Source organism: Neorhizobium sp. SHOUNA12A, assembly GCF_023006505.1.
Taxonomy (GTDB): Bacteria; Pseudomonadota; Alphaproteobacteria; order Rhizobiales; family Rhizobiaceae; genus Neorhizobium.
This window is the reverse complement of record NZ_JALBGV010000055.1, coordinates 13,448-35,350: the sequence shown is the minus strand read 5'-3', so window position 1 is coordinate 35,350 and position 21,903 is coordinate 13,448. Positions and strand designations below refer to the sequence as shown.

The window sequence follows — 21,903 nt, the reverse complement described above, 5'->3', positions numbered from 1 at the left end:
CTCCGCAAATTCCTTAAAATGCAAGGCATCCCATGTTTAACAAAAAGCCAAGTTTACCAAGCGTTTGTACTTTGTTTTCGTTGAATTAATCATGCTTTTTAGGCGTCTTTTGGAAGGTTGGGCGCATAGTGAAGTCATCAAACGAGCGGGAAAAACCGCCGGCCGGAAGGATCGAAACAGCCGCTTTAAGACGGCGATCCGGACGGAGCCCGAAAGGGCAAAAACAGGGCAGACGACGAACAACAGGCTTTAACAGGGATCAAACCGATGGCACGCTTTGAAATGAACAATTCCGGAATGGCCACCATGGGTGGCGAAACCCGCGCCGACACTTTCTGCGAAATGGGCCTGATGTACGCGACCGGCCGTGGTTGCGACGTCGATCTCGTTTCCGCTCACAAATGGCTCAACATCGCCGCGATCAAAGGCTCCGACCGCGCAGCCGAACTGCGCGCCGACCTGGCGCAGACGATGAGCAAGATGCAGCTGGCCGCAGCCCTTCGCGCCGCACGCGAATGGATGACCATGCACTGAGCTCTTGAAAGAGCTCTGGTCGAAGAATTTGACCGGCCCCGCAAGAGGGCCGGCGGGAGAACAATCCAAAAGACATCAACCCAAAAGGGGATCGGGAGACAGGGCGGTCGGGTCTGGACGGGGACGACGCCTGAAATTGAGACCGCGACCGGCAGGAACAAGGCCGGCGCGGTCATTTTCTTTTGGCCTATAAGCTCTTCAGCACCTTCGGCAGCGCTTCTTCAAGCAACGCCATGTCCGGCTCCGGTCCCGTGCTCACGCGGATGCAGCGGTTGAGCGGTGCGACACCCGGCATGCGGATGAAAACCCCGTGCTCCATCAGCCCATCGACGATCGAGCGCGCATAGGCGCCGTCGCGGCCGCAGTCGATCGCCACGAAATTGGTGGCAGACGCCAACGGCTTCAGGCCGTTGGTTTGAGCGATGGCGGCGATCCGTTCCCGCGAGGCCTTGATCTGCCCGATCACCTGGGAGAGGTAGGCCTGGTCTTTCAGTGCCGCGAACGCCGAGGCGACGCCGATCCGGTTCATGCCGAAATGATTGCGGATCTTGTCGAAGGCCTCCGCCGTGCCCGGCGTCGAGATCGCATAACCCACCCGCGAGCCGGCCATGCCATAGGCCTTCGAGAAGGTTCGAGTGCGGATGATGTTCGGCCGGTCGATCAGGGCGGCGATATCGGGCGTCGCGCCGGCTGGCCCCGTCTCGCAATAGGCCTCGTCGAGAATCATCAGGCAGGTTTCCGGCAGCGCCTTGGCAAACGCGACGATGCTGTCGGCATCCCACCAGCTTCCCATCGGATTGTCGGGATTGGCGAAATAGACGAGTGGCGCGTTTTCGCGGCGAACGGCTTCCATCAGCCCGTCGAGATGTTCGCGGTCGCCGACATAAGGCACCGTCACCAGCCGGCCGCCGTGGCCTGCCACATGGAAGTTGAAGGTCGGATAGGCACCGAAGGAGGTGACGACCGGCATGCCCGGTTCGATCACCATCCGGACGATCAGCCCGAGCAGGCTGTCTATGCCTTCGCCGACGGCAATGTTGTTGATCTGACAGCCGAGATGCGCGGCGAGCGCCTGCTTCAGTTCAAAATTTTCCGGATCCGCATATTTCCAGGTGCTTGCCGCTGCGGCGCTGATCGCTTCGATGACGGAAGGCGCAGGGCCGAAGCCGTTTTCATTGGCGCCGATCCGAGCTTTCACCATGAGGCCACGATTGCGCTCGATGGCCTCGGGTCCAACGAAGGGGACGGTGGCGGGAAGGGCGCTGATCAGCGGTGTAAAGCGCGAGAATGCAGGCATGGATTTCAGTTCCGGTTCTTTAAAACGGCACACAATAGGATCGATTTACCGGCATGCAAGTCTGCTTGCTGCCGATTGCGCCCTCTCGCCGATGAATCTTCTCTCGTGGCCTTTGAAAAGCGCTCCAAGGCCTTCGATCACCTGGCGCACCTCCGGCCGGTGCCGGTCGTCGTCATTGGCGACGATCCACATCGTATAGGTGAGTTCTTCGATGATGCCGCCCTCGCGCACCAGGCCAGGGACCTCGTCGCCGATGAAGCATGGCAGCACGCCGCGCCCGTTGCCGCCGGCAATCAGCCGCAGCAGCAGTTCCGGCGAATTGGTCCAGGTGCGGATATCGGCCTCGTGATGCTGAAACACCCATTTGTCGGCCGGCGAATGGGAGCTTTCGGTGCCGATCGAAACCCACGGCATGGTCTCGTCTTCGGCAAGGCTATACGCTCTATATATAGAGTGTGCGACAGCGACCGATCGGCGGATCGCCACATTGCCGGATTCGGGCCTTCGGCCGACGATCCCGACATCCGCCTCGCGATAGGTGAAATCGAGCCCCTTGTGCAGCGACTTGCAGCAGAGCCGGAACCGGTCCTCCTTGCCTCTGATCTCGGACGTATGATCGCTGACGAAACCGGAAAGCCAGGCATCGGCGCCGATCGAAACGATCGGCAGCGCGAAGGCCTGCGCCTTCCAGTCGGCGATGCTGTCGGCCGTCTTCTGCATGGCACGGACATGTTCGAGCAGCGTCTCTCCGTCGGGCGCCAGCCGATAACCCTGCTGGCTGCGCACGAAAAGGGTCCGGCCCGTCGTCCGTTCCAGCGCCAGCATCCGCCGGCCGATCGTCGGCGCGCTGAGGCCCGTGCGGGCGGCGGCGCCACTCAAGGCACCTTCGCTTGCCACATGCAGGAACAGTTTGAGATCATCCCAGCCCGCGTCTGTCATGCGAGACACCTTATTGTTTCACCGGTGATCGTCCCATCGTTCATGGATGAAAAACGGCGTTCGCCGGCGCGTCTACAAGCCGTGCCGCAAACCACTAGCTCGATGGCATCACATCATAGATGGAGTGACTGCCATGTTTCTCAACCGGGTGAGGTTTTGGAAACAACTGAACAAGGAGAAGAACGGGCGCTGCCGGAACGGGCGGCGGGATCCGCTCGCTGATCCTCTGGAGGGCGCCGAATGGTGCGGGCTGTTATGGGCGGTGCCGCTTTTGTCGCGGCTGACGAACGGCAACCACAAGCGGCGGGAGAGGAAAGCCCGCCGGCCGCGAGACTATCAGCCGGTCAGTGGCTGGTCTCGAAGTTCAGCCGGATCACGTGATGCAGAAATTCGGCGTCGATCAGCATGTTGAAGCCGACGGTGACCTTCTCTTCCTCGCGGCGGATCACCGTGCAGCCGATGTCGTCATGGATGCCGAGGATTTCGAGGAAGAAATTGTTGGGCACCGGTAGGTGTGGGCTGACCTCGAGTTCCGCGCCGTGAAGGGAGATGCTGCGGATCAGGCAGCGGAAGCTCGTCTTGGTGCTGAGATGATGCCCGACGAAGATGATCTTGCCCGGCCGATCGATCGAGAACTTCTCGAAAGCGTGCTCGCGTGAGCCGTCTGTTTTTGGGTCGTGGTCCATGTTCAAGGGCATGACACCCTCCTGTTGCGCTCCTAGGATGTGACTATATTCCTCGTCCGCTGACACATTCTGAAACGGAATGGTAAAATGCGACGGATAGCGGGAATATCGCCAAAAATCCGGCGTTTAAGTGCCTCGGAGGCGGTTTTTCCCTTTCGTGTGGGACAGCTGTGAACTCAAAGCCTGTAATCGGCCATGTCGCGTTGTTGACGGGCCGGTGTCGCGGGGATACCCCTTGCGGTCGGACGAGTGGTGCTATCAACGAAACCATGATCGGCGTGGGGAGCGAGACGTGACGGGCAGGTTGGTGATTATTGGCGCGGGCCAGGCGGGTTTCGCACTTGCCGCAAAACTCCGGGCCCTGAAGGATGCGCGGCCGATCACGATCATCGGTTCGGAGAACGTGATTCCTTACCAACGCCCGCCGCTCTCCAAGAAATATCTGCTCGGTGAAATGGAATTCGAGCGGCTGACCTTCCGGCCTGAAAGCTGGTTTGCCGAGAACGATGTCGAGCTTCTGCTCTCGACCTATGTCGAGGAGATCGACCGCAAGGCAAAGTCCGTCCGTATGCAGGATGGCGCGGTCATCGAATACGACACCTTGGCGCTCGCCACCGGCTCGACGCCGCGCACGCTGCCGGCAAGTGTCGGCGGCGATCTCGACGGCGTCTTCACCGTTCGCGACAAGCGCGATGCCGATCTTCTAGCCGGCGAAATGAAGCCGGGCCGCCGGCTCCTTATTATAGGCGGCGGTTATATCGGCCTCGAAGCCGCTGCCGTCGCCCGTCATCTCGGCCTCGAAGTGACGCTGATCGAAATGGCCGACCGCATCCTGCAGCGCGTCGCGGCAAAAGAGACCGCCGACGTGATGCGCGCCATCCACGACAGCCACGGCGTGGTCATCCGCGAAAAGACCGGCCTGCATCGGCTGATCGGCGGAGGCGGCCCGGAAGGGAATCACGTGCGCGCCGCCGAGCTTTCCGACGGCAGCACGATCGAGGTCGATTTCGTCATCGTCGGCATCGGCGTCAAACCAAACGACGAACTGGCGCAGGAATGCGGCCTCGAAGTCGGCAACGGCGTGATCGTCGACGAATTCGCCCGCTCCTCCGATCCGTCGATTTTTGCCATGGGCGACTGCGCCATGCTGCCCTGGAAGGGCAAGCGCATCCGTCTCGAATCGGTACAGAACGCCGTCGACCAGGCGGAAGCCGCCGCAGCGATCCTTGCCGGCGGCACTGCACCCTATGACGCAAAGCCCTGGTTCTGGTCCGACCAATACGACGTCAAGCTGCAGATCGCCGGTTTCAACCTCGGTTACGACGAGACGCTGGTGCGCAAGGGCGTCCGCGAGGGCAGCCTGTCGATCTGGTATTTCCGCGAGGGACGGTTCATCGCCGTCGACGCGATCAACGATGCCAAGGCTTATGTGAGCGGCAAGAAGCTGCTCGACGCCGGCATCGAACCGAGCCGCGCCATCCTCGCCGATCCCACCGCCGACCTGAAACAGCTCCTCGCCTGAAGGGAAACGCCATGCCGTCTCCGAAGAATCACTTCAAGGCGGCGTTGAAGGCCCGCCTGCCGCAGATCGGCCTCTGGCTGAACATGGGCGAGGCGCTGACCGCCGAGATCGCCGGCCATGCCGGTTTCGACTGGCTGGTGATCGACGGCGAACACGGGCCGAACGACCTGCGCAGCATTCTGGCGCAATTACAGGCGCTTGCCACCTCGCCCTCGGAAGTGGTCGTGCGGCCGCCGATCGGCGAGACCTGGGTCATCAAGCAGATGCTCGACATCGGCGCCCGTACGCTTTTGGTGCCGATGGTCGATTCGGCGGAGCAGGCGAGGGAACTCGTCCGCGCCGTGCGTTATCCGCCGCGCGGCGTGCGCGGCGTCGGTGCCGCCGTTGCCCGCGCCTCCGCCTTCAACGCCATTCCCGACTATGCCGAGACGGCCGCCGACGAAATCTGCCTGATCGTCCAGGCCGAAACCATGGCCGCGATCCGCGACCTGGAGAACATTGCAGCCGTGGATGGCGTCGACGGCGTGTTCATCGGTCCGGCCGACCTTTCCGCCGACATGGGCTATCTCGGCCGCATGGAGGCGCCGGAGGTCCAGGAAGTGATCGAGAAGGCGATCGGCACGATCGTGAAGTCCGGCAAGGCGGCCGGCATCCTCACCTTCAGCGAATCCCTGAACCGCCATTATCTCGATCTTGGCGCGAGCTTCGTGGCGGTCGGCGCCGATGTCACCGAGTTTTCCGGCGCGTTGCGATCGCTTGCCGGTCGCTACGGTCGCGGTGGCGGGACCGGCAAGCAGCGTTCGGCCTACTGAGAATCACCGAAGCGGCAGGAATGGAATCACTTGTTGCGATTCGTGTGTCGTGACCGGTGGGAATCGCATGACATTTCCATAAAAGACCTTGCCATCGATATCGTTTCCCAATAATCAGGCCCGACCGGAGAGGTGGCCGAGTGGTCGAAGGCGCTCCCCTGCTAAGGGAGTATACCCGAGAGGGTATCGTGGGTTCGAATCCCATCTTCTCCGCCATCCCAGGCTCTAAACGCCCGCTCAATTCCGAATCCCGATGCCGATCTGATCGACCTCTGCCAGCCGCTCGCACGGCCGTGCACTTGCGTCGCCTGACCGGGTGAGGTGATTCCCCTACGAGGCCTCTCCGCGGCGCTAAGTGGCTGCCGGATAAGCCCTTTCTTAACAAAGCGTAAAATACCACCTAAGGCAGTCCCTGGCTTTGTGTCCTTTCGGCAACAGACTTCTGGGAAGCGGGTACCGGAATGGCGTCCGGTTGAAGTTCCAGATTGCATGACCCTCCCCGTCTTGTATTTTCAAATCCGGAAGCGAGGCGGTGGATCGTCCTTCTTCTAGCAATCGACGGGGATGGGGCAGGGAACGCTGTCCTTCAGCCAAAAGAACCCAGACCCATACGAAACTTTGACTGGAGGTCAAAAATGAACATCAAGAGCCTTCTTCTCGGCTCCGCTGCTGCCCTCGCAGCAGTCTCTGGCGCTCAGGCAGCTGACGCCATCGTAGCTGCTGAACCGGAGCCCATGGAATACGTTCGCGTTTGCGACGCTTTCGGCACCGGCTACTTCTACATCCCGGGCACTGAAACCTGCCTCAAGATCGGCGGTTATGTCCGTTTCGAGACTAGCATCGGCCAGGATCAGAACTCGTTCAACGACACCGACTGGGATGCGTTCAGCCGCGTTCAGCTCGACTTCACCGCGAAGTCGGACACCGAGCTTGGTACGCTGACCTCGCTTGCTTCGGTTCGTTTCGAAGCCAACCAGGATGTTTCCTACACGTCCAACACCAGCTCCACTCCCGCTTACATCAACGAAGCCTACATCCAGCTTGGCGGCTTCAAGGTTGGTCGCTGGTTGAACCCTTGGGATAAGGGCATCAACGGCGAGTCCGATTGGAACTCCGGTTCCGGCACGACCCGCATGCAGTCTGTCGGCTATTTCTACACGGGTAGCGCCTTCACCGCCGGTGTCCAGGTTGACGAACTGTCGCGTCTTCAGGGCGTTGGTGGCCAGAACGTCGGTATCGAAGCGATCGTAACTGCCAAGTTCGGCGCGGTAGCTTTCGACCTTCTCGGTGCTTATGACCTTGGTGCAGAAGAAGGCGCCGTTCGCGCTCTCGTCTCGGCTCCGGTCGGCCCGGGCACCCTGCAGGCTCTCGCCATCTGGTCGAGCGGTCTTGGTGATGCAAACGGCGAAAATGCCTACGACAACCGTGGCGAATGGACCCTGGCTGCTTCTTACGCCTTCAAGGTCTCCGACAAGCTGACCATCACCCCCGGCGGTTCCTACATCTGGAATGCAGCTGACGGCGTTGGCGATTACGGCAATGACGAAGCTTACCGCGTTGGTCTGACGGTCGACTACACGATCGTTCCGGGCTTCACCGCAAAGGTTACCGCGAACTACAACCAGACCCAGGTCGACGGTTTGACTTCGCGCGAGAACAAGTTCTGGGATGGCTTCGTCCGTCTCGATCGCTCGTTCTAATCATAATGGAACTCCCCCGGTTCGCCGGGGGAGTTTCTTCCATAAAAAGAGTGGCCTGAAGGTCGCCGCATGGGGAGATACGACCGGGGGATATGGCTGCTTATGCGGCCTTTCCGTGTTTGCCAGTATTAGGGCGGGCATGAATCAGCATTCAGAGAAATTGATCTGGAGGTCAATAAAATGAACATTAAGAGCCTTCTTCTCGGTTCTGCAGCGGCTCTCGCGGCAGTTTCCGGCGCTCAGGCTGCCGACGCCATCGTCGCTGCCGAACCGGAGCCCATGGAATACGTCCGCGTCTGCGACGCGTTCGGCACTGGTTACTTCTACATCCCGGGCACTGAAACCTGCCTCAAGGTTGGTGGCTATGTCCGCTTCGAAGTCGGCTTTGGTGACGGCACGAATAGCTTCAACGACGGCGACTGGGATTCGTACAGCCGCGCTCAGCTCGACTTCACGGCAAAGTCCGACACCGAACTCGGCACGCTGACCTCGGTTGCCTCGGTTCGCTTCGAAGCCAATCAGGACGTTGGTTACACCTCCAACACGAGCTCTACCACGGCTTACATCAACGAAGCCTACATCCAGCTCGGCGGTTTCCGCGTTGGTCGCTGGTTGAACTGGTGGGATGCGAACGACCTTCCGGGCGAGCTCGACAATCTCGGTTCGAACCGTCTGCAGTCGATCTCCTACACCTATACAGGCTCGGCCTTCACGGCTGGCATTCAGGTTGACGAACTGTCGCGTCTTCAGGGCGTTGGCGGACAGAACGTCGGTATCGAGGCTATCATCCAGGCAGCAATCGGCCCGGCCAAGCTGGAACTGCTCGGTTCCTATGACTTCGGTGCTGAAGACGGCGCGATCCGTGCGATCGGCTCCGTGGCCGTCGGTCCGGGCACTTTCTACCTCTCCGGCGTTTGGTCGTCGGGTGACAATGCCTACTACGGCGTAACCGATACCGCCGCTGGTGAAGCAGCTGTGGCCGTTGCCTATTCCTTCAAGGCGACCGACAAGCTCGAAATCATTCCGGAAGCCCAGTACATCTGGAATACGGAAGCTGATGCAGACGGCGACTTCTTCGGCGACGATGCCTGGGGCGCTGGCGTAACCGTCAACTACCAGATCGTCGAAAACTTCGCTGCCAAGGTTGCTGTCAACTATCAGCAAGTTGGCGACAACGACGGTACGGTACAGGGCATCGTCCGCCTGCAGCGCGACTTCTAATCTGACTTGATCAGGTTGAGTTCAGAAGCCCGGCCTCGTGCCGGGCTTTTTTGCTTTGGGGGACTGCGACCTTCAACAGCAAGGCCGGCCGCAATGAGCCCGACACCGTCTTGGAAGACGCGACCGGCTCTTGTTCAAAAGAAAAGAGGAATGATCTCGGTCGAGCCGCAGCCTGCTACTGCCGCCCGAACCGCAGATCCGCCTCGATATCCGCCTTCTGCCCCAGCCTCGTCTTGTAGACCTGATAGTTCTCCATCACCCGCTGCACGTAGTTTCGGGTTTCGGGGAAGGGGATGCGCTCGATCCAGTCGACCACCTCATCGAGGGACTTACCGCGCGGGTCGCCATAGCGGGTGATCCATTCGGGCACCCGTTTCGGCCCGGCATTATAGGCGATGAAGGTCAGGATGTAGGAGCCGCCGAACGTATCGATCTGTTCGCCGAGATAATGGGCGCCGAGTGTCGCGTTGTAGCCCGCATCCGTGGTCAGCCGCGCGGCCGCGTAGGTGAGGCCGTGGCGCTTGGCGACGCCCTGCGCCGTGCCGGGCAGGATCTGTAAGAGGCCGCGGGCATTGGCGGGCGAAACCGCGCCCGGGTTGAAGGCGCTTTCCTGCCGGGCGATCGCATAGGCGAGCGCCTTGCCGGAACCTTCGATATCGGCGCCGGCCGGGATGACGCCGACCGGGAAGGCGAGTGCGGCCACATCGATGCCACGGCTGAAGGCTGTCTTGCCGATCTGCAGCGACAGGGCGTGATTGTCTTCCGATTCTGCCCTGGCGGCAAGGATCGCCAGTTCCCCGGGACTGGTCATTTCTTCCGCCAGCGCGCGATAGAGCACCGCGGCGCGCTTGCCGTGGCCGGCATCTTCGAGCCTTGCGATCGCCCGGACGGCTTCGCGGCTTTCGAAATTCTGGCGGTCGGCCCCGCTCGGGTTCGGATAGGTGACGTCGAGCGACTTGAGGTCCAGCCGCGCGGCGGCCAGCTGACCGTAGAACGTGCTGGAGAAATGCGCCGCCTTGGAGAAGAACTCCTTGGCATTGCCCGGACCGCCGTCTTCGGCGGCGCGGCCGAGCCAGTAGAGGGCGCGCGAAGCGGATAGCGGCTTGTTCGAAGTGTCGAGGATCTTGCGGAAATGCTTTTCGGCAGTTTCCGGTTCATGCAGCGCCCGCAGCGCATACCAGCCCGCGTGGAATTCCGCATCGACGATATCGGTGGAGGAGGCGGCGACATAATTGGCCGCGGTCCGGTAGGCCAGCTTGAACTCGCCCTGGTCGGCAAGACCGCGCGCCACGATACGCCGCTCGTTCCACCATTCCGTCGTATTGACCAGTTTTGCCGCCTCGCGCGGCGCCTTTTCGAGCAGGTCCGCCGCATCCTGATATTTGTCCTGGCGGCGCAGATATTCGACGCGGGCGAAGAGATAACCCGCATCGTCCTTCAGCGAGCCGTCGACGCCGTTCAGTAGCGCCTCGGCATTCTTGGCATTGCCGATGACCGCAGCCCAGGCCTTGTAGAGCGATTGCGCCTTGCCGAGATCGCCAAATCGCTTGGCCTGCGCTGCCCGCCCCTTGTACATCAGGAAGTCCATGCGCGCCTTATGGTCGGCGGCGGTGAAAAGCGCCGAGAACTCGGCGAGGATCTTGTCCTCGGTCGGTTTGTCGAGTGTGTCGGTGAGCCAGATCTGCCGCAGCGGACGTGCAGCCTCCGCCTGTTTGCCGGAGGCGACGAGCGCGCGGGCGAGGATGATCGTGCCCTCGGTGGTTTCCGGCCGGGTCGCGCCGAAGGCAGCAAGCACGGTCGGGGCAGGCGGGTTTTCACGATAAAGCGCCCGTTCGGAGTTGGCGCGCAGGCCCTTCAGCCCCGGCCATCCCTTCAGTTCCGTTTGCGCCGCCGCGATCTCGCCCGACGGCACGCCCGGCGCGCCGGATGTGGCGATAGCCCAGGTGAGGATATGACGGTCGAGCGAACCTTCGGCGAGACCATTCCGTGTGGCAAGGGCGGCGGCGATGTCGTTGCCTGCAAGTGCGTCGAGCCCGGCTTTCAACTGCGGGGCAACGACCAGCGGATCGGTTCTCGGGATCGTGCCGGTCACGTCAGGCACGGGAGTTGCAACAGGCGCGGGCATCGCGGCGGGCATGGTGATCGCGACCGGGTTTTCGGGCTTCACATAGGGGAGGGGCGCCATGCTCTCGGGAAGCGATGCAGCAAATGCATGCATGCTCACAGCGCCGAGCCCCAGTGCTGCGAGGATCAGAACAGGCCTGTACATCCGGTAACTCGCGAAAATATGTCGTCCCCTTATTAGCCGCCAGCCACATTAACGAAAGCTTACCACGTTTATGAAAATGCGCGGTTTCTTATATGAGATTCCATATGAAATCCCTGGCACTTGCGCTTGTCGTCGCTTTCCCGCCGCTTTATGGTGCGCGACCTGAGAGGCTTTCTGGAAAAGATCGGCTGCGTCGCTGCCCGTCCAAATGTCCTGAACGTCCCTCATAGTCATGGATTGCGGCAGCAGAATGAACGTTGCCGACTGGGAGTATTGCATGTTCAAGGGATCGATGCCCGCCCTAGTTACCCCGTTCACGGCCGATGGCGCAGTGGACGAGCAGGCTTTTGCCGCGCATGTGGATTGGCAGATCGTCGAAGGCAGCAGCGGACTGGTGCCGGTCGGCACCACCGGTGAATCGCCGACGCTCAGCCATGACGAGCACAAGCGCGTCGTGGAACTCTGTATCGAAGTGGCCAGAAAGCGGGTTCCCGTGATCGCCGGCGCCGGCTCCAACAACACGCGTGAAGCCGTCGAGCTGGCCGTGCACGCCGAAAAGGCAGGCGCCGATGCCGTCCTCGTCGTGACGCCCTATTACAACAAGCCGACCCAGAAGGGCCTGATCGCGCATTTCTCGGCGATCGCGCAAGCGACAAAGCTGCCGATCATCATCTACAACATCCCGCCGCGTTCGGTCATCGACATGTCGCCGGAAACGATGGGCGCGCTCGTGAAGACGCATCGGAACATCGTCGGCGTCAAGGATGCGACGGGCAAGATCGAGCGTGTCTCGGAACAGCGCATCACCTGCGGCAAGGATTTCGTGCAGCTCTCGGGGGAGGATGCGACAGCCCTCGGCTTCAACGCCCATGGCGGCGTCGGCTGTATTTCGGTGACGGCCAATGTCGCGCCGCGCCTCTGTGCGGAATTCCAGGCGGCGACGCTTGCCGGCGATTATGCCAAGGCGCTCGAATACCAGGACCGCCTGATGCCGCTGCACAAGGCGATCTTCCTGGAACCCGGCCTCTGCGGCGCCAAATACGGCCTCAACAGGACCCGCGGCATGAACCGCACGGTCCGCTCGCCGCTGGTCTCGACGCTGGAGCCGGCAACCGAGGCGGCGATCGACTCCGCGCTACGCCATGCTGGGCTGCTGAACTGAGAGACGTCAGCGCTCGCCGCTTCACTTTCGGCATCCGCCGCATTACATAGGTAACCAACCCCGCTCATTGCCCATGGGCGGGGATTTGTTTTCGGATAAAAAGGGCGGAACGGAAGTTAGTCCCATGGCCCCCAAAGGCAGCCAGCGCACGGTCAACAAGATTGTCGCGGAGAACCGCAAGGCCCGCTACAACTATGAAATCCTGGATACCTATGAGGCCGGCCTGGTCCTGACCGGGACCGAGGTCAAGGCGTTGCGCGAAGGCAAGGCCAACATTGCCGAATCCTACGCATCGGACGAGGGCAACGAAATTTGGCTGATCAATTCACATCTGCCGGAATACCTGCAGGCCAACCGTTTCAATCACGAACCGCGCCGCCGCCGCAAGCTTCTCCTGTCGAAGCGCGAGATTAACCGCCTGCGCGTTGGCATCAATCGTGAGGGCATGACGCTGGTGCCGCTAAAGATCTATTTCAACGAAAAGGGCCGCGCCAAGCTCGAACTCGCGCTCGCCAAGGGCAAGAAGCTGCACGACAAGCGCGAGACCGAGAAGGAACGCGACTGGAACCGCCAGAAGTCGCGGCTGTTGAAGTCGAACTGATCAACCGCGCAGCTCCCGCCAAAGCCATTTTCGCATATATCGATCGTGAACTTCCCTGCCTCCCGGCCGTTAAGGGAGACACCAGGGAGTTCTCGTGCGGAAGACAAGCTATCCGGATATCATCATCGATGCGATCGAGCGGCGGCGGATCATCGAACTCCGCTACAAGGGCGTAAAGCGCAGGGTGCGGCCGCATATCCTCGGTTATGTCGGCGAGGGCGCGCTCGCTCTCAGCGCCTGGCAGATTGCCGGAACGGGTACCGGGTGGCGTCTGTTTCATGTCGACGATATCAGCGATCTGACCGAGACCGAGGCGGGCTTCCGCAGCCCTGCGCGCGGATATAATCCCAACGATCCCGCCTTTTCCCGGATCATCGAGCGGCTGTGAAATCTTGGCTTAGGAACAAAATCCGCCTTCGCCCGTTCGTTTTTCATCTCTGAGCGCGAGCGGGCAATGGGCAACGGGGCAATGACGCGAAAGAAAATCTTGACCTATGGCATGCTGGTGATCGGCGTCAGTGCCGCCGGTTATCTCCTGTATCACACCTTTCGCGAATACTCGCTCTCCGACATCGTCGAATCCGTCCGCGCCATCCCCGCCTTCAACCTCCTCATGGCACTCCTTTTTGCCTTCGGTTCCTATCTCTGCCTCTCGGGCTTCGATTGGGCCGGCGTGCGTTATGTGAAGAACGACCTCGCCTATCCAAAGATCGGGCTTGCCTCGTTCATCGCGCTGTCGATCGGCCAGAGCGTCGGTCTTGCGGGCTTGAGCAGCGGCGCGCTACGCTACCGCTATTATGCGCATTGGGGCATGAGCGCCGAGGACGTGGCGAAGATCGTTCTGCTGTCGGGCGTTACCGTCGGTATCGGCATGGCCGTGCTGTCGGGCATCGTTATGGTCATCAATCCGAAGGATGCCGCTTCGGTGTTGGGCCTGAGCGAAACCGTGATCATCGCGATCGGTTTTGCCTGCCTTGCCGCCACAGCCGGTTACCTGGCGCTCGCCGCCTTCGTCCGCACGCCGCTCAAAATCCGCGCATGGACCTTCGAGATGCCGACGCTGAAGATCGCTATAGCCCAAGTGGTGATCGGCACGATCAATTTCGCAATGGTCTCCGCCTGCCTGCGCGAGGTCATGGGCGCCACGGCGGATGTCAGCTATCTCAAGGCGGCGACCGCCTTCGTGCTCGCCAACCTGGCGATATTGATCACCCACGCCCCGGGCGGTCTTGGCGTGCTGGAAGCGACTGTTCGCCACGTCATGGGGGACCAGGCCTCGATCGGCTCGCTGGTCGCCTTCCGGGTCATCTATTTCTTTATCCCGTTCTTCATCGGCCTGCCGCTGTCGCTGGTTGTCGAGGCGGTGTTTCGGGCGCGGAAGGCGAAGCGGTCTTCGGCGGAAGGGCTTCAGATGCGCGAGCCGGCATCGACGTGAGATTGGTGGGCGCCGCCACCCCCTCTGCCCTGCCGGGCATCTCCCCCTCAAGGGGGGAGATCGGCTGGCGGCGTGCTCACGGCTCTCTCTGAGGTCTCACCCTCTGCCACGAAACTTTGGGAGTGGCGGTCATCCCACTTGTAATCTCCCTCCTTGTGGGGGAGATGCCCGGCAGGGCAGAGGGGGGTCGCATCCGCAATACCGCGAACGTAGCTAGCTGTTCCTCACCGTCATCCGCCGCTCATGCTCCAGCAGCCAGCGCTTGCGCCACAGCCCGCCGCCGTAACCGGTGAGGCTGCCGTCTGCGCCGATCAGGCGGTGGCAGGGGATGACGATGGCGATCTGATTGGCGCCGTTTGCGCCCGCAACCGCGCGGGTGGAGGAGGGGAGGTTGAGTTCCGCAGCGACCGCTCCATAGGTCGTGGACACGCCGGCCGGGATTGCCCGCAATGCCTCCCAGACCTGGCGTTGAAATGGCGATCCGTGCCCGGCAATCCGGGTCTTGAACCCCCGGTCCTCGCCGGCGAAATAGGCGTTCAGTTCCGCCTCGATCTGATCGATCGGCGGATGGCGTCCCATGACGATGCCACTGCCGGTGAATTTTTGCAGTTTCTTGATTTCCGCTGGCAGCGCCTTGCGCTCGGCGAATTCGAGGAGGTGCAGCGAATGCTGGTCGGCGATCGCCATCATCGGCCCGATCGGCGTTTCGATCCAGTCGGCCCGCAGCAGCGTCTTGTCGCGCAGGTTGGCGGGCGCCGCACCGAACAGCTTCGTCACGGCGCTGCGAAAGCCGCTGCCGGATTCGTAACCGGCATCGAGCTGCGCATCGAGAACGCTTGCCCCTTGCCTCAGCGTTTCTGCCGCCTTGCCCATACGCCTGAGCCTGGCAATCTCGAGAAAACTCATGCCGAACTGCCGCTTGAAGGCACGCCGTGCGGTCGACGGATCGATGCCGAGAGAAACGACATCATCCTCGCTCCAGCGGCGGAAGGGCTCGGTATCGAGCGCCGTCAGCAGCCGTGTCACCATCGGATCCGCCTCGCCAAGTTTCAGCATCGGTCGGCAGCGGCTGCAGGGTCTGAAGCCGGCCTCCAGGCATTCCGCGATCGTCTCAAAGAAACTGGTGTTTTCGCGCTTCGGCTTGCGGACCGGGCAGGTCAGGCGGCAGAAAATGCCGGTCGTCTTCACCGCAGCCCAGGCAAAGCCTTCATAGGAGGCGTCGCGGGCGACCAGCGCATCGTAAAGAAGATCGTCGGAGGGGCGTTCGAAAAGCATGAAGCCGTTTTAGCCCAGAACGAAAAAAGGCGCCGCCGAAAAACGGGCGCCTATTCTCCTTTTTAATGGTGCGGATGCCGGGTGATCAGGCGTCGGCGGCTTCGGCCGATTCCGCCGGCCGGGGCGGGCGTTCGGACGGATCGCGGCCGACTTCGGCCTTCAGCGACACCAGGTCGATGAAATGGTCGGCCTGCCGGCGCAGGTCGTCGGCGATCATCGGCGGCTGGGTCGCCATGGTCGAAACCACGGAAACCTTCCGGCCTTTCCGCTGCAGGGCCTCCACCAGCGTGGTGAAGTCGCCGTCGCCGGAAAACAGCACGAGATGGTCGACGGTTTCCGACTGCTCCATGGCATCGATCGCAAGTTCGATATCCATGTTGCCCTTGATCTTGCGGCGGCCCATGCTGTCGGTAAATTCCTTGGCCGGCTTGGTGACGACCTTGTATCCGTTGTAGTCGAGCCAGTCGATCAGCGGGCGGATGGAGGAATATTCCTGGTCCTCAATCAGGGCGGTGTAATAATAGGCGCGAAGAAGATAACCGCGCTTTTGAAAGGCCTTGAGCAATTTCCGGTAATCGATGTCAAAACCGAGGCTTTTCGAAGCAGCGTAAAGATTTGCGCCGTCTATGAAGAGAGCAATCTTCTCCCTTGGGTCAAACATATGGTCTCCATCCCCTTTTCTTATGAACCTGCTTGGCAGGTGGAGGCCTGGTCAATATAAGCCGAGCCAAATCTCCGGAATAATCCACTACATTACGAACTATTCATATAACTGTCATTTATGGCACGATTCGCAATAATCCAAGCAGCTTGGGGTTGAATTTCGCCGGCACCCCCAGAAGGCGTGGCCTCACTTGCCGAAAGTCAATTATCAGGAAAAACTTGAATTTGCCGCGCAATGCCTGTATCGGGCGTATCAATTCCGAAAATCACTGATCAAAGGACAGGCAATGGCCCGTGTCACAGTAGAAGATTGCATCGACAAAGTCGACAACCGGTTCGAACTGGTCCTGCTCGCGAGCCACCGCGCCCGCCAGATCTCGCAGGGTGCTTCGATCACCATCGACCGCGACAATGACAAGAATCCTGTCGTCGCTCTTCGCGAAATCGCCGACGAGACGCTTTCGCCGGACGACCTCAAGGAAGACCTCATCCATTCGCTGCAGAAGCACGTCGAAGTCGACGAGCCCGAGCCCGATCCGGCTTCGCTGATCGCTGCCGGCGGCGTTGCCGTCGCCTCCGATCGCGACGAGGAAGACGACGCTCCGGAGACCGTCACCTTCGACCAGATGTCGGAAGAAGAACTGCTCGCCGGCATCGAAGGCCTCGTGCCGCCGGAAAAGAGTGACGATTACTAAGCGAAACACCTGCTTAGCAAGTTTTCGTTCATTCTCTCGCCCTAATCTGCTTGAATGTTTTATGATGGCTGCGCCAACCTTCCCGGTTGGCGCGCCATTTTCTTTTCGTCCGGTGCCCATTCGCAGGCACTGAAGCGGTATCGAGGACATTTTTCAGGATGATGCGGCAATACGAGCTGGTGGAGCGGGTTCAGAAATACAAACCCGAAGCCAACGAAGCTCTGCTCAACAAAGCCTATGTCTACGCCATGCAGAAGCATGGTCAGCAGAAGCGCGCCAGCGGCGACCCCTATATTTCCCACCCGCTGGAAGTCGCAGCCATCCTCACCGACATGCATCTCGACGAGTCGACCATCGCGGTCGCCCTGCTGCACGATACGATCGAGGACACCACTGCCACCCGCGCCGAGATCGACGAACTGTTCGGCGAGGATATCGGCCGGCTGGTCGAAGGCCTCACCAAGTTGAAGCGCCTCGACCTCGTCTCCAAGAAAGCCAAGCAGGCGGAAAACCTGCGCAAGCTGCTGCTGGCCATTTCCGACGACGTGCGCGTCCTGCTCGTCAAGCTCGCCGACCGGCTGCACAACATGCGCACGCTCGAGCACATGAAGGCCGAGCAGAAGGCGCGCATTTCCGAAGAGACCATGGACATCTATGCGCCGCTTGCCGGCCGCATGGGCATGCAGGACATGCGCGACGAGCTGGAGGAACTGTCCTTCCGCTACATGAATCCCGAAGCCTACGACACCGTCACCGGCCGGCTCGCCGATCTCGAGGCCCGCAACGAGGGCCTGATCAAGAAGATCGAGGACGAGCTGCGTGAGCTGCTGATCGCCAACGGCCTCAAGGATGCCTTCGTCAAGGGTCGCCAGAAGAAGCCTTATTCGGTGTTTCGCAAGATGCAGTCGAAGTCGCTCTCCTTCGAGCAGCTTTCGGACGTCTACGGTTTCCGCATCGTGGTCGGCGACATTCCATCCTGTTACCGCGCGCTCGGCATTGTCCATACGCGCTGGCGTGTCGTGCCCGGCCGCTTCAAGGATTATATCTCCAACCCGAAGCAGAACGACTACCGCTCGATCCACACCACCATCGTCGGCCCCTCCCGCCAGCGCATCGAGCTGCAGATCCGCACCCAGCTGATGCAGGAAATCGCGGAATACGGGATCGCCGCGCATGCGCTCTACAAGGACGGCAGGGGCGGAGAGCTGCTGCCGAAGGAATCCAACGCCTATTCCTGGCTGCGGCACACCATCGAGTCATTGGCCGAGGGCGACAATCCGGAAGAGTTCCTGGAGCATACCAAGCTCGAACTGTTCCAGGACCAGGTCTTCTGTTTCACGCCAAAGGGCAAGCTGATTGCGTTGCCGCGCGGCGCCACGCCGATCGACTTCGCCTACGCGGTCCACACCAATATCGGCAACACCACGGTCGGCGCCAAGATCAACGGCCGGATCATGCCGCTGGTCACAAGGCTCAACAACGGCGACGAGGTGGAGATCATCCGTTCCGGCGTGCAGGTGCCGCCCGCTGCCTGGGAGGAGATCGTCGTCACTGGCAAGGCGCGCTCGGCGATCCGCCGCGCCACCCGCATGGCGATCCGAAAGCAATATGCCGGTCTCGGCCACCGGATCCTGGAGCGCACCTTCGAGCGCGCCGGCAAGGTTTTCACCCGCGAAACGCTCAAGCCGGCGCTGCATCGACTGGCCCACAAGGATGTCGAGGATGCGATCGCCGCGGTCGGACGCGGCGAACTCTCGTCGCTCGACGTGCTGCGCGCCGTCTTCCCGGATTACAAGGACGAGCGCGTCACCGTGAAGCCGGCCGCCGACGACGGCTGGTTCAACATGCGCAGCGCCTCGGGCATGATCTTCAAGCTGCCGAACCAGCGGCGCGTCTCGCCGGAGGAGCTGGAAGCAGGCCCCGATCCGCTGCCGATCCGCGGCCTTTCGGGCAATCTGCAGGTACGCTTCGCGCCGAGCGGCGCCGTGCCCGGCGACCGCATCGTCGGCATCATGGAAAAGAACAAGGGCATCACCATTTACCCGATCCAGGCGTCCGCCCTGCAGCGGTTCGACGATCAGCCGGAAAGCTGGATCGACGTGCGCTGGGATCTCGACGAGGCCAACAAGTCCCGCTTCCTCGCCCGCATCGAGGTCAACACGCTGAACGAGCCCGGCACGCTCGCAACCGTCACCCAGACGATCGCTCATCTCGACATCAACATCCGCACTCTGACCATGGGCAGCAACCGCGCCGCCGACTTCTCCGAGATCACCATGGAAGTCGAGGTCTGGGACCTGCGCCAGCTGAACCAGCTGTTGAGCCAGCTGAAGGATCTCGACTGCGTGGCGAACGTCAAGCGGGTGTATGACTGAGAGACCGTTTGAAAAGGGGCCGTAGGTTCGAGGCGGCCCCTCATTCAAGCTTCTGATGTGGAAACGGCCGATTCAGCGCGGATGGCTGTCGGTATTGGTGTGCCCCGAACGTCTTTTGTCAGACGAGGCGAACACCTTGTAGAGTGAACCGACCCATCGGAGATTGGAAACATGGCGCTCAAGCGGATGGACAATGTAGGAATCGTCGTCGAGGATCTCGACGTGACGATTGATTTCTTTCGCGAACTCGGCCTTGAGCTCGAAGGGCGGGCGACAATCGAAGGAGAATGGGCCGGACGCGTTACCGGGTTGGGCAATCAGCATGTCGAGATTGCCATGATGCGCACACCGGATGGCCACAGCCGGTTCGAGCTCTCCCGCTTCCTCACGCCGCCAATCGTCGAAGATCACCGGAACGCCCCGGTCAACGCGCTCGGCTACCTTCGCGTCATGTTCACCGTGGACGACATCGGCGAGACGCTTGAAAGGCTCCGCGCGCGCGGCGCTGAGCTCGTAGGCGAGGTCGTCGACTATCAAGACGTGTACCGGCTCTGCTACATCCGCGGGCCTGGCGGGCTTCTCATCGGACTGGCCCAGGAACTCACCTGAGGTCAGTCCTGCACCGTCTCCGCCTGGCTCACCATCGCAGCAGCCTCGCTCGCATCCCGCACGAAGGCGCCTTGAGCCCGCAAGGTCGACTGCAGCTCGGCAATATCCACATTCCGCGGTGCCACGCCACGGTTGGCCGCAATGCCCGCCGCGACACCCGCCGCCTGGCCGGTCAGCCAGCACTGCGGAATTTCGCGCATGAAACCGTGGCTGTTGGCATCGCAGGAGATGTGTCGCCCGGCGGCCAGCAGTCCATCCAGCCTTGCCGGCACAAGTGCTCCGTACGGTACTGAGATCACCGGAAACTTCGGCGAGACCGAGGGACTGACGCCGATTTCATCCGGCAGAACGGCACCGACCGGCCACTGGCTGCGCTCGACCCGGCCGGCGCCCGCCAGACGCCGCGTGTGCCGGACGCCGAGTTGAGGCGCGCTGAGCAGCATGTAGGCGTCCTGGAATCCCGGCGCATGTTTCCTGAAGAATTCGCAATGCGACTGCATGAACCGGTGCGAGCGGATCTCGACCTCGGTCATATCGTCGACATTGAGCGCCGAAAGCCCCGATTGCCGCGGGCCGAGGAACAGCGCGATGTCGTTGCGCCAGGAAACGTAGGGCGTCTGGAAGAAGCCGAGCTCTTCGCGCCCGAGCGTGTTGAAGTCGGCAAAGGCCTGCTCCTGGGTGGCACGGAATGTCAGCCATGTTTCCATGTCCACGCCGCCCAGCATGAAGCCGGTATTCATCGAGTGATGGACGTCGCCTTCCTCGATATCGGCCTCGAAACTCGCTCCTGCGCGCGCAAAAACATCGCCGTCGCCGGTGCAGTCCACCACGACCTTGGCCATGATCCCCTGGCGTCCCTCCTTGCTTTCGAAGATGACGCCTTTTACCGCGCCGTCCTCGACCACCGGGGTCGCTGCCCAGGAATGGAAGACGATCCGCACGCCCGCCTCGATCAGCATTTCCTGCGAGATCAGCTTCAGTCTTTCAGGGTCGATCGTAGGCGCCCAGGTAACGATCCCATGAAAGGCGGAGGTGCGCAGCCGCCAGTATTTTGCGAGATCCGCGTCCCCCTGCCCCCACAGGCTCCTGTCCGGCCCGGCGACGGCTTCAGGGGGAAGGCGGCCGAGAACCTCCTCGGCAAAACCGCGAATGACCTGGCGTCCCTCCCAGTCGGTCATCCGGTCGATCCAGATCACCACGCCTCCGGTGGAAAGCCCGCCGAGATGGTTATAGCGCTCCAGCACCACGACCTCCGCCCCGGTTCGCGCGGCGGCAAGCGCTGCGGCGGTTCCGGATGGCCCACCGCCCACGACGAGTACGTCGCAGCGATGATAGACCGGAATGTCGCGGGCCTCCTCCCGGAAAACGCCTTCGCCGTTGCGGCGCGGGAAGACATAGTGCCCCGATTCGAAGATATCGGAGCTCAGGAAGCGGTTCTCGTTCTGGCGTATCTCCTTCACCGAAACCTTCTGATCAGTCATGGCATCCTCCCTGATTTCTGCGGACCGTCACGCCCGACGATCCAAAAGGTGATTTAGCCAAGGAAAAGCAGCGTGGAAAAGACACCAATACGCCGATAGAGCTTTCTCGATTCACGCTAGGTGATGAAGCCCGGCTCCCAACGGCTTCCTGCGTCCGCCTATTTCATGCGCATCCGGATTAACCCGCCATGCTTCCCACGCAGGGCTGACCAGCAGTTGCGGCGTTGGTAAAGCGCGATGCCGCGTCATATATTGGTGCAGTGCAATATAAGAGAGAAAGAAAACATCATGTTTGACTCAGTACGCAAGTTCGCCCGCGCTTTCCGCGTTCCCTCCACCCAGGACCGTGAAGTCGCCTATCTGAACGAATCCAAGGACCGGATCGACCTTGAATTCCGCATGCGCCAGGTCGACCGCGGCATGTTCCGCAAGTCGTCCTTCTAAGCGACACGTTCCGATCAGCCACCCGTTCGCGCGGAAAATCGCCGCGCGGCAGATGTGGGTCTTCCCGTGCTGCCTCGATGCGGCCGAAGGCCTGATCACCTCCGCGAAAACCTTGTCTCATGCGAGACGGGCAAATTTTCGCCATCATCTTCGGCTTGGGCTAAAGCCTGTTCGATCGAAGAT

At 61.3% G+C, this 21,903-nt stretch carries 20 protein-coding genes and 1 tRNA gene; 14 read left to right on the top strand and 7 right to left on the bottom strand.

The features are described 5' to 3' along the window. The first annotated feature begins 267 nt into the window (after positions 1-267). Entirely contained in the window at positions 268-534 is a 267-nt protein-coding gene (locus tag MOV63_RS21885; protein ID WP_007758903.1) for a sel1 repeat family protein, read from the top strand. A 187-nt stretch (positions 535-721) separates the two neighbouring features. On the opposite strand, the gene MOV63_RS21880 is transcribed toward MOV63_RS21885, so the two are convergent. The 3 genes from MOV63_RS21880 to MOV63_RS21870 all read right to left on the bottom strand — a co-directional run bounded on the left by MOV63_RS21880 (position 722) and on the right by MOV63_RS21870 (position 3,468). Continuing rightward, on the bottom strand, positions 722-1,831 hold the full coding sequence (locus tag MOV63_RS21880; protein WP_247036774.1) for a pyridoxal phosphate-dependent aminotransferase: 1,110 nt from the start codon (positions 1,829-1,831) through the stop codon (positions 722-724). A gap of 45 nt (positions 1,832-1,876) precedes the next feature. Then, on the bottom strand, positions 1,877-2,770 hold the full coding sequence (locus MOV63_RS21875; protein ID WP_247036771.1) for a LysR family transcriptional regulator: 894 nt from the start codon (positions 2,768-2,770) through the stop codon (positions 1,877-1,879). A 344-nt stretch (positions 2,771-3,114) separates the two neighbouring features. Next, complete coding sequence (locus tag MOV63_RS21870) at positions 3,115-3,468, bottom strand: PilZ domain-containing protein (RefSeq protein WP_038541444.1); 354 nt, start codon at positions 3,466-3,468, stop codon at positions 3,115-3,117. Positions 3,469-3,748: 280 nt separating this feature from the next. Here MOV63_RS21870 and MOV63_RS21865 point away from each other — a divergent pair, with 280 nt between their 5' ends. From MOV63_RS21865 to MOV63_RS21845, 5 genes are all read left to right on the top strand, one after another. Next, positions 3,749-4,978 (top strand): NAD(P)/FAD-dependent oxidoreductase, encoded by a 1,230-nt coding sequence (locus MOV63_RS21865; RefSeq protein WP_247036770.1) that lies wholly within the window; start codon positions 3,749-3,751, stop codon positions 4,976-4,978. Positions 4,979-4,989: 11 nt separating this feature from the next. Then, complete coding sequence (locus MOV63_RS21860; RefSeq protein ID WP_247036768.1) at positions 4,990-5,790, top strand: aldolase/citrate lyase family protein; 801 nt, start codon at positions 4,990-4,992, stop codon at positions 5,788-5,790. A gap of 126 nt (positions 5,791-5,916) precedes the next feature. Then, positions 5,917-6,006: transfer RNA gene (locus MOV63_RS21855), tRNA-Ser, on the top strand. A 419-nt stretch (positions 6,007-6,425) separates the two neighbouring features. Then, positions 6,426-7,490, top strand: a complete 1,065-nt coding sequence (locus MOV63_RS21850) for a porin (RefSeq protein WP_247036766.1) — start codon at positions 6,426-6,428, stop codon at positions 7,488-7,490. A 180-nt stretch (positions 7,491-7,670) separates the two neighbouring features. After that, positions 7,671-8,711, top strand: a complete 1,041-nt coding sequence (locus MOV63_RS21845; RefSeq protein ID WP_247036760.1) for a porin — start codon at positions 7,671-7,673, stop codon at positions 8,709-8,711. A 175-nt stretch (positions 8,712-8,886) separates the two neighbouring features. On the opposite strand, the gene MOV63_RS21840 is transcribed toward MOV63_RS21845, so the two are convergent. Further along, positions 8,887-10,980, bottom strand: a complete 2,094-nt coding sequence (locus MOV63_RS21840) for a lytic transglycosylase domain-containing protein (protein ID WP_247036759.1) — start codon at positions 10,978-10,980, stop codon at positions 8,887-8,889. 277 nt (positions 10,981-11,257) lie between these two features. Between MOV63_RS21840 and dapA the strand changes: the two genes are divergently transcribed. From dapA to MOV63_RS21820, 4 genes are all read left to right on the top strand, one after another. Further along, on the top strand, positions 11,258-12,142 hold the full coding sequence (gene dapA, locus MOV63_RS21835; protein ID WP_247036756.1) for a 4-hydroxy-tetrahydrodipicolinate synthase: 885 nt from the start codon (positions 11,258-11,260) through the stop codon (positions 12,140-12,142). Positions 12,143-12,266: 124 nt separating this feature from the next. Beyond that, entirely contained in the window at positions 12,267-12,743 is a 477-nt protein-coding gene (gene smpB, locus MOV63_RS21830) for an SsrA-binding protein SmpB (RefSeq protein ID WP_038541461.1), read from the top strand. Positions 12,744-12,837: 94 nt separating this feature from the next. Next, complete coding sequence (locus MOV63_RS21825) at positions 12,838-13,131, top strand: WYL domain-containing protein (RefSeq protein ID WP_247036754.1); 294 nt, start codon at positions 12,838-12,840, stop codon at positions 13,129-13,131. A gap of 81 nt (positions 13,132-13,212) precedes the next feature. Continuing rightward, complete coding sequence (locus MOV63_RS21820; RefSeq protein ID WP_247036752.1) at positions 13,213-14,178, top strand: YbhN family protein; 966 nt, start codon at positions 13,213-13,215, stop codon at positions 14,176-14,178. A 213-nt stretch (positions 14,179-14,391) separates the two neighbouring features. Here MOV63_RS21820 and MOV63_RS21815 read toward each other — a convergent pair whose 3' ends face one another. Together MOV63_RS21815 and MOV63_RS21810 are read right to left on the bottom strand one after the other, a co-directional pair. After that, positions 14,392-15,453 (bottom strand): bifunctional transcriptional activator/DNA repair enzyme AdaA, encoded by a 1,062-nt coding sequence (locus MOV63_RS21815; RefSeq protein WP_247036746.1) that lies wholly within the window; start codon positions 15,451-15,453, stop codon positions 14,392-14,394. Between the two features lie 85 nt (positions 15,454-15,538). Beyond that, complete coding sequence (locus tag MOV63_RS21810) at positions 15,539-16,114, bottom strand: NYN domain-containing protein (RefSeq protein ID WP_247036743.1); 576 nt, start codon at positions 16,112-16,114, stop codon at positions 15,539-15,541. A gap of 289 nt (positions 16,115-16,403) precedes the next feature. Between MOV63_RS21810 and rpoZ the strand changes: the two genes are divergently transcribed. The 3 genes from rpoZ to MOV63_RS21795 all read left to right on the top strand — a co-directional run bounded on the left by rpoZ (position 16,404) and on the right by MOV63_RS21795 (position 19,795). After that, positions 16,404-16,811 (top strand): DNA-directed RNA polymerase subunit omega, encoded by a 408-nt coding sequence (gene rpoZ, locus MOV63_RS21805; RefSeq protein WP_037080919.1) that lies wholly within the window; start codon positions 16,404-16,406, stop codon positions 16,809-16,811. Positions 16,812-16,969: 158 nt separating this feature from the next. Beyond that, positions 16,970-19,186, top strand: coding sequence for a bifunctional (p)ppGpp synthetase/guanosine-3',5'-bis(diphosphate) 3'-pyrophosphohydrolase (locus MOV63_RS21800; protein ID WP_247036742.1), 2,217 nt, complete (start codon positions 16,970-16,972; stop codon positions 19,184-19,186). Between the two features lie 171 nt (positions 19,187-19,357). Continuing rightward, positions 19,358-19,795, top strand: coding sequence for a VOC family protein (locus MOV63_RS21795; RefSeq protein WP_247036740.1), 438 nt, complete (start codon positions 19,358-19,360; stop codon positions 19,793-19,795). 2 nt (positions 19,796-19,797) lie between these two features. Here MOV63_RS21795 and MOV63_RS21790 read toward each other — a convergent pair whose 3' ends face one another. Then, the gene (locus MOV63_RS21790; RefSeq protein WP_247036738.1) at positions 19,798-21,276 is read right to left on the bottom strand and encodes an FAD-dependent oxidoreductase; all 1,479 of its coding nucleotides are present in this window, start codon (positions 21,274-21,276) and stop codon (positions 19,798-19,800) included. Between the two features lie 288 nt (positions 21,277-21,564). Here MOV63_RS21790 and MOV63_RS21785 point away from each other — a divergent pair, with 288 nt between their 5' ends. Then, positions 21,565-21,720, top strand: a complete 156-nt coding sequence (locus MOV63_RS21785; RefSeq protein WP_065814410.1) for a DUF3563 family protein — start codon at positions 21,565-21,567, stop codon at positions 21,718-21,720. Positions 21,721-21,903 lie beyond the last annotated feature (183 nt).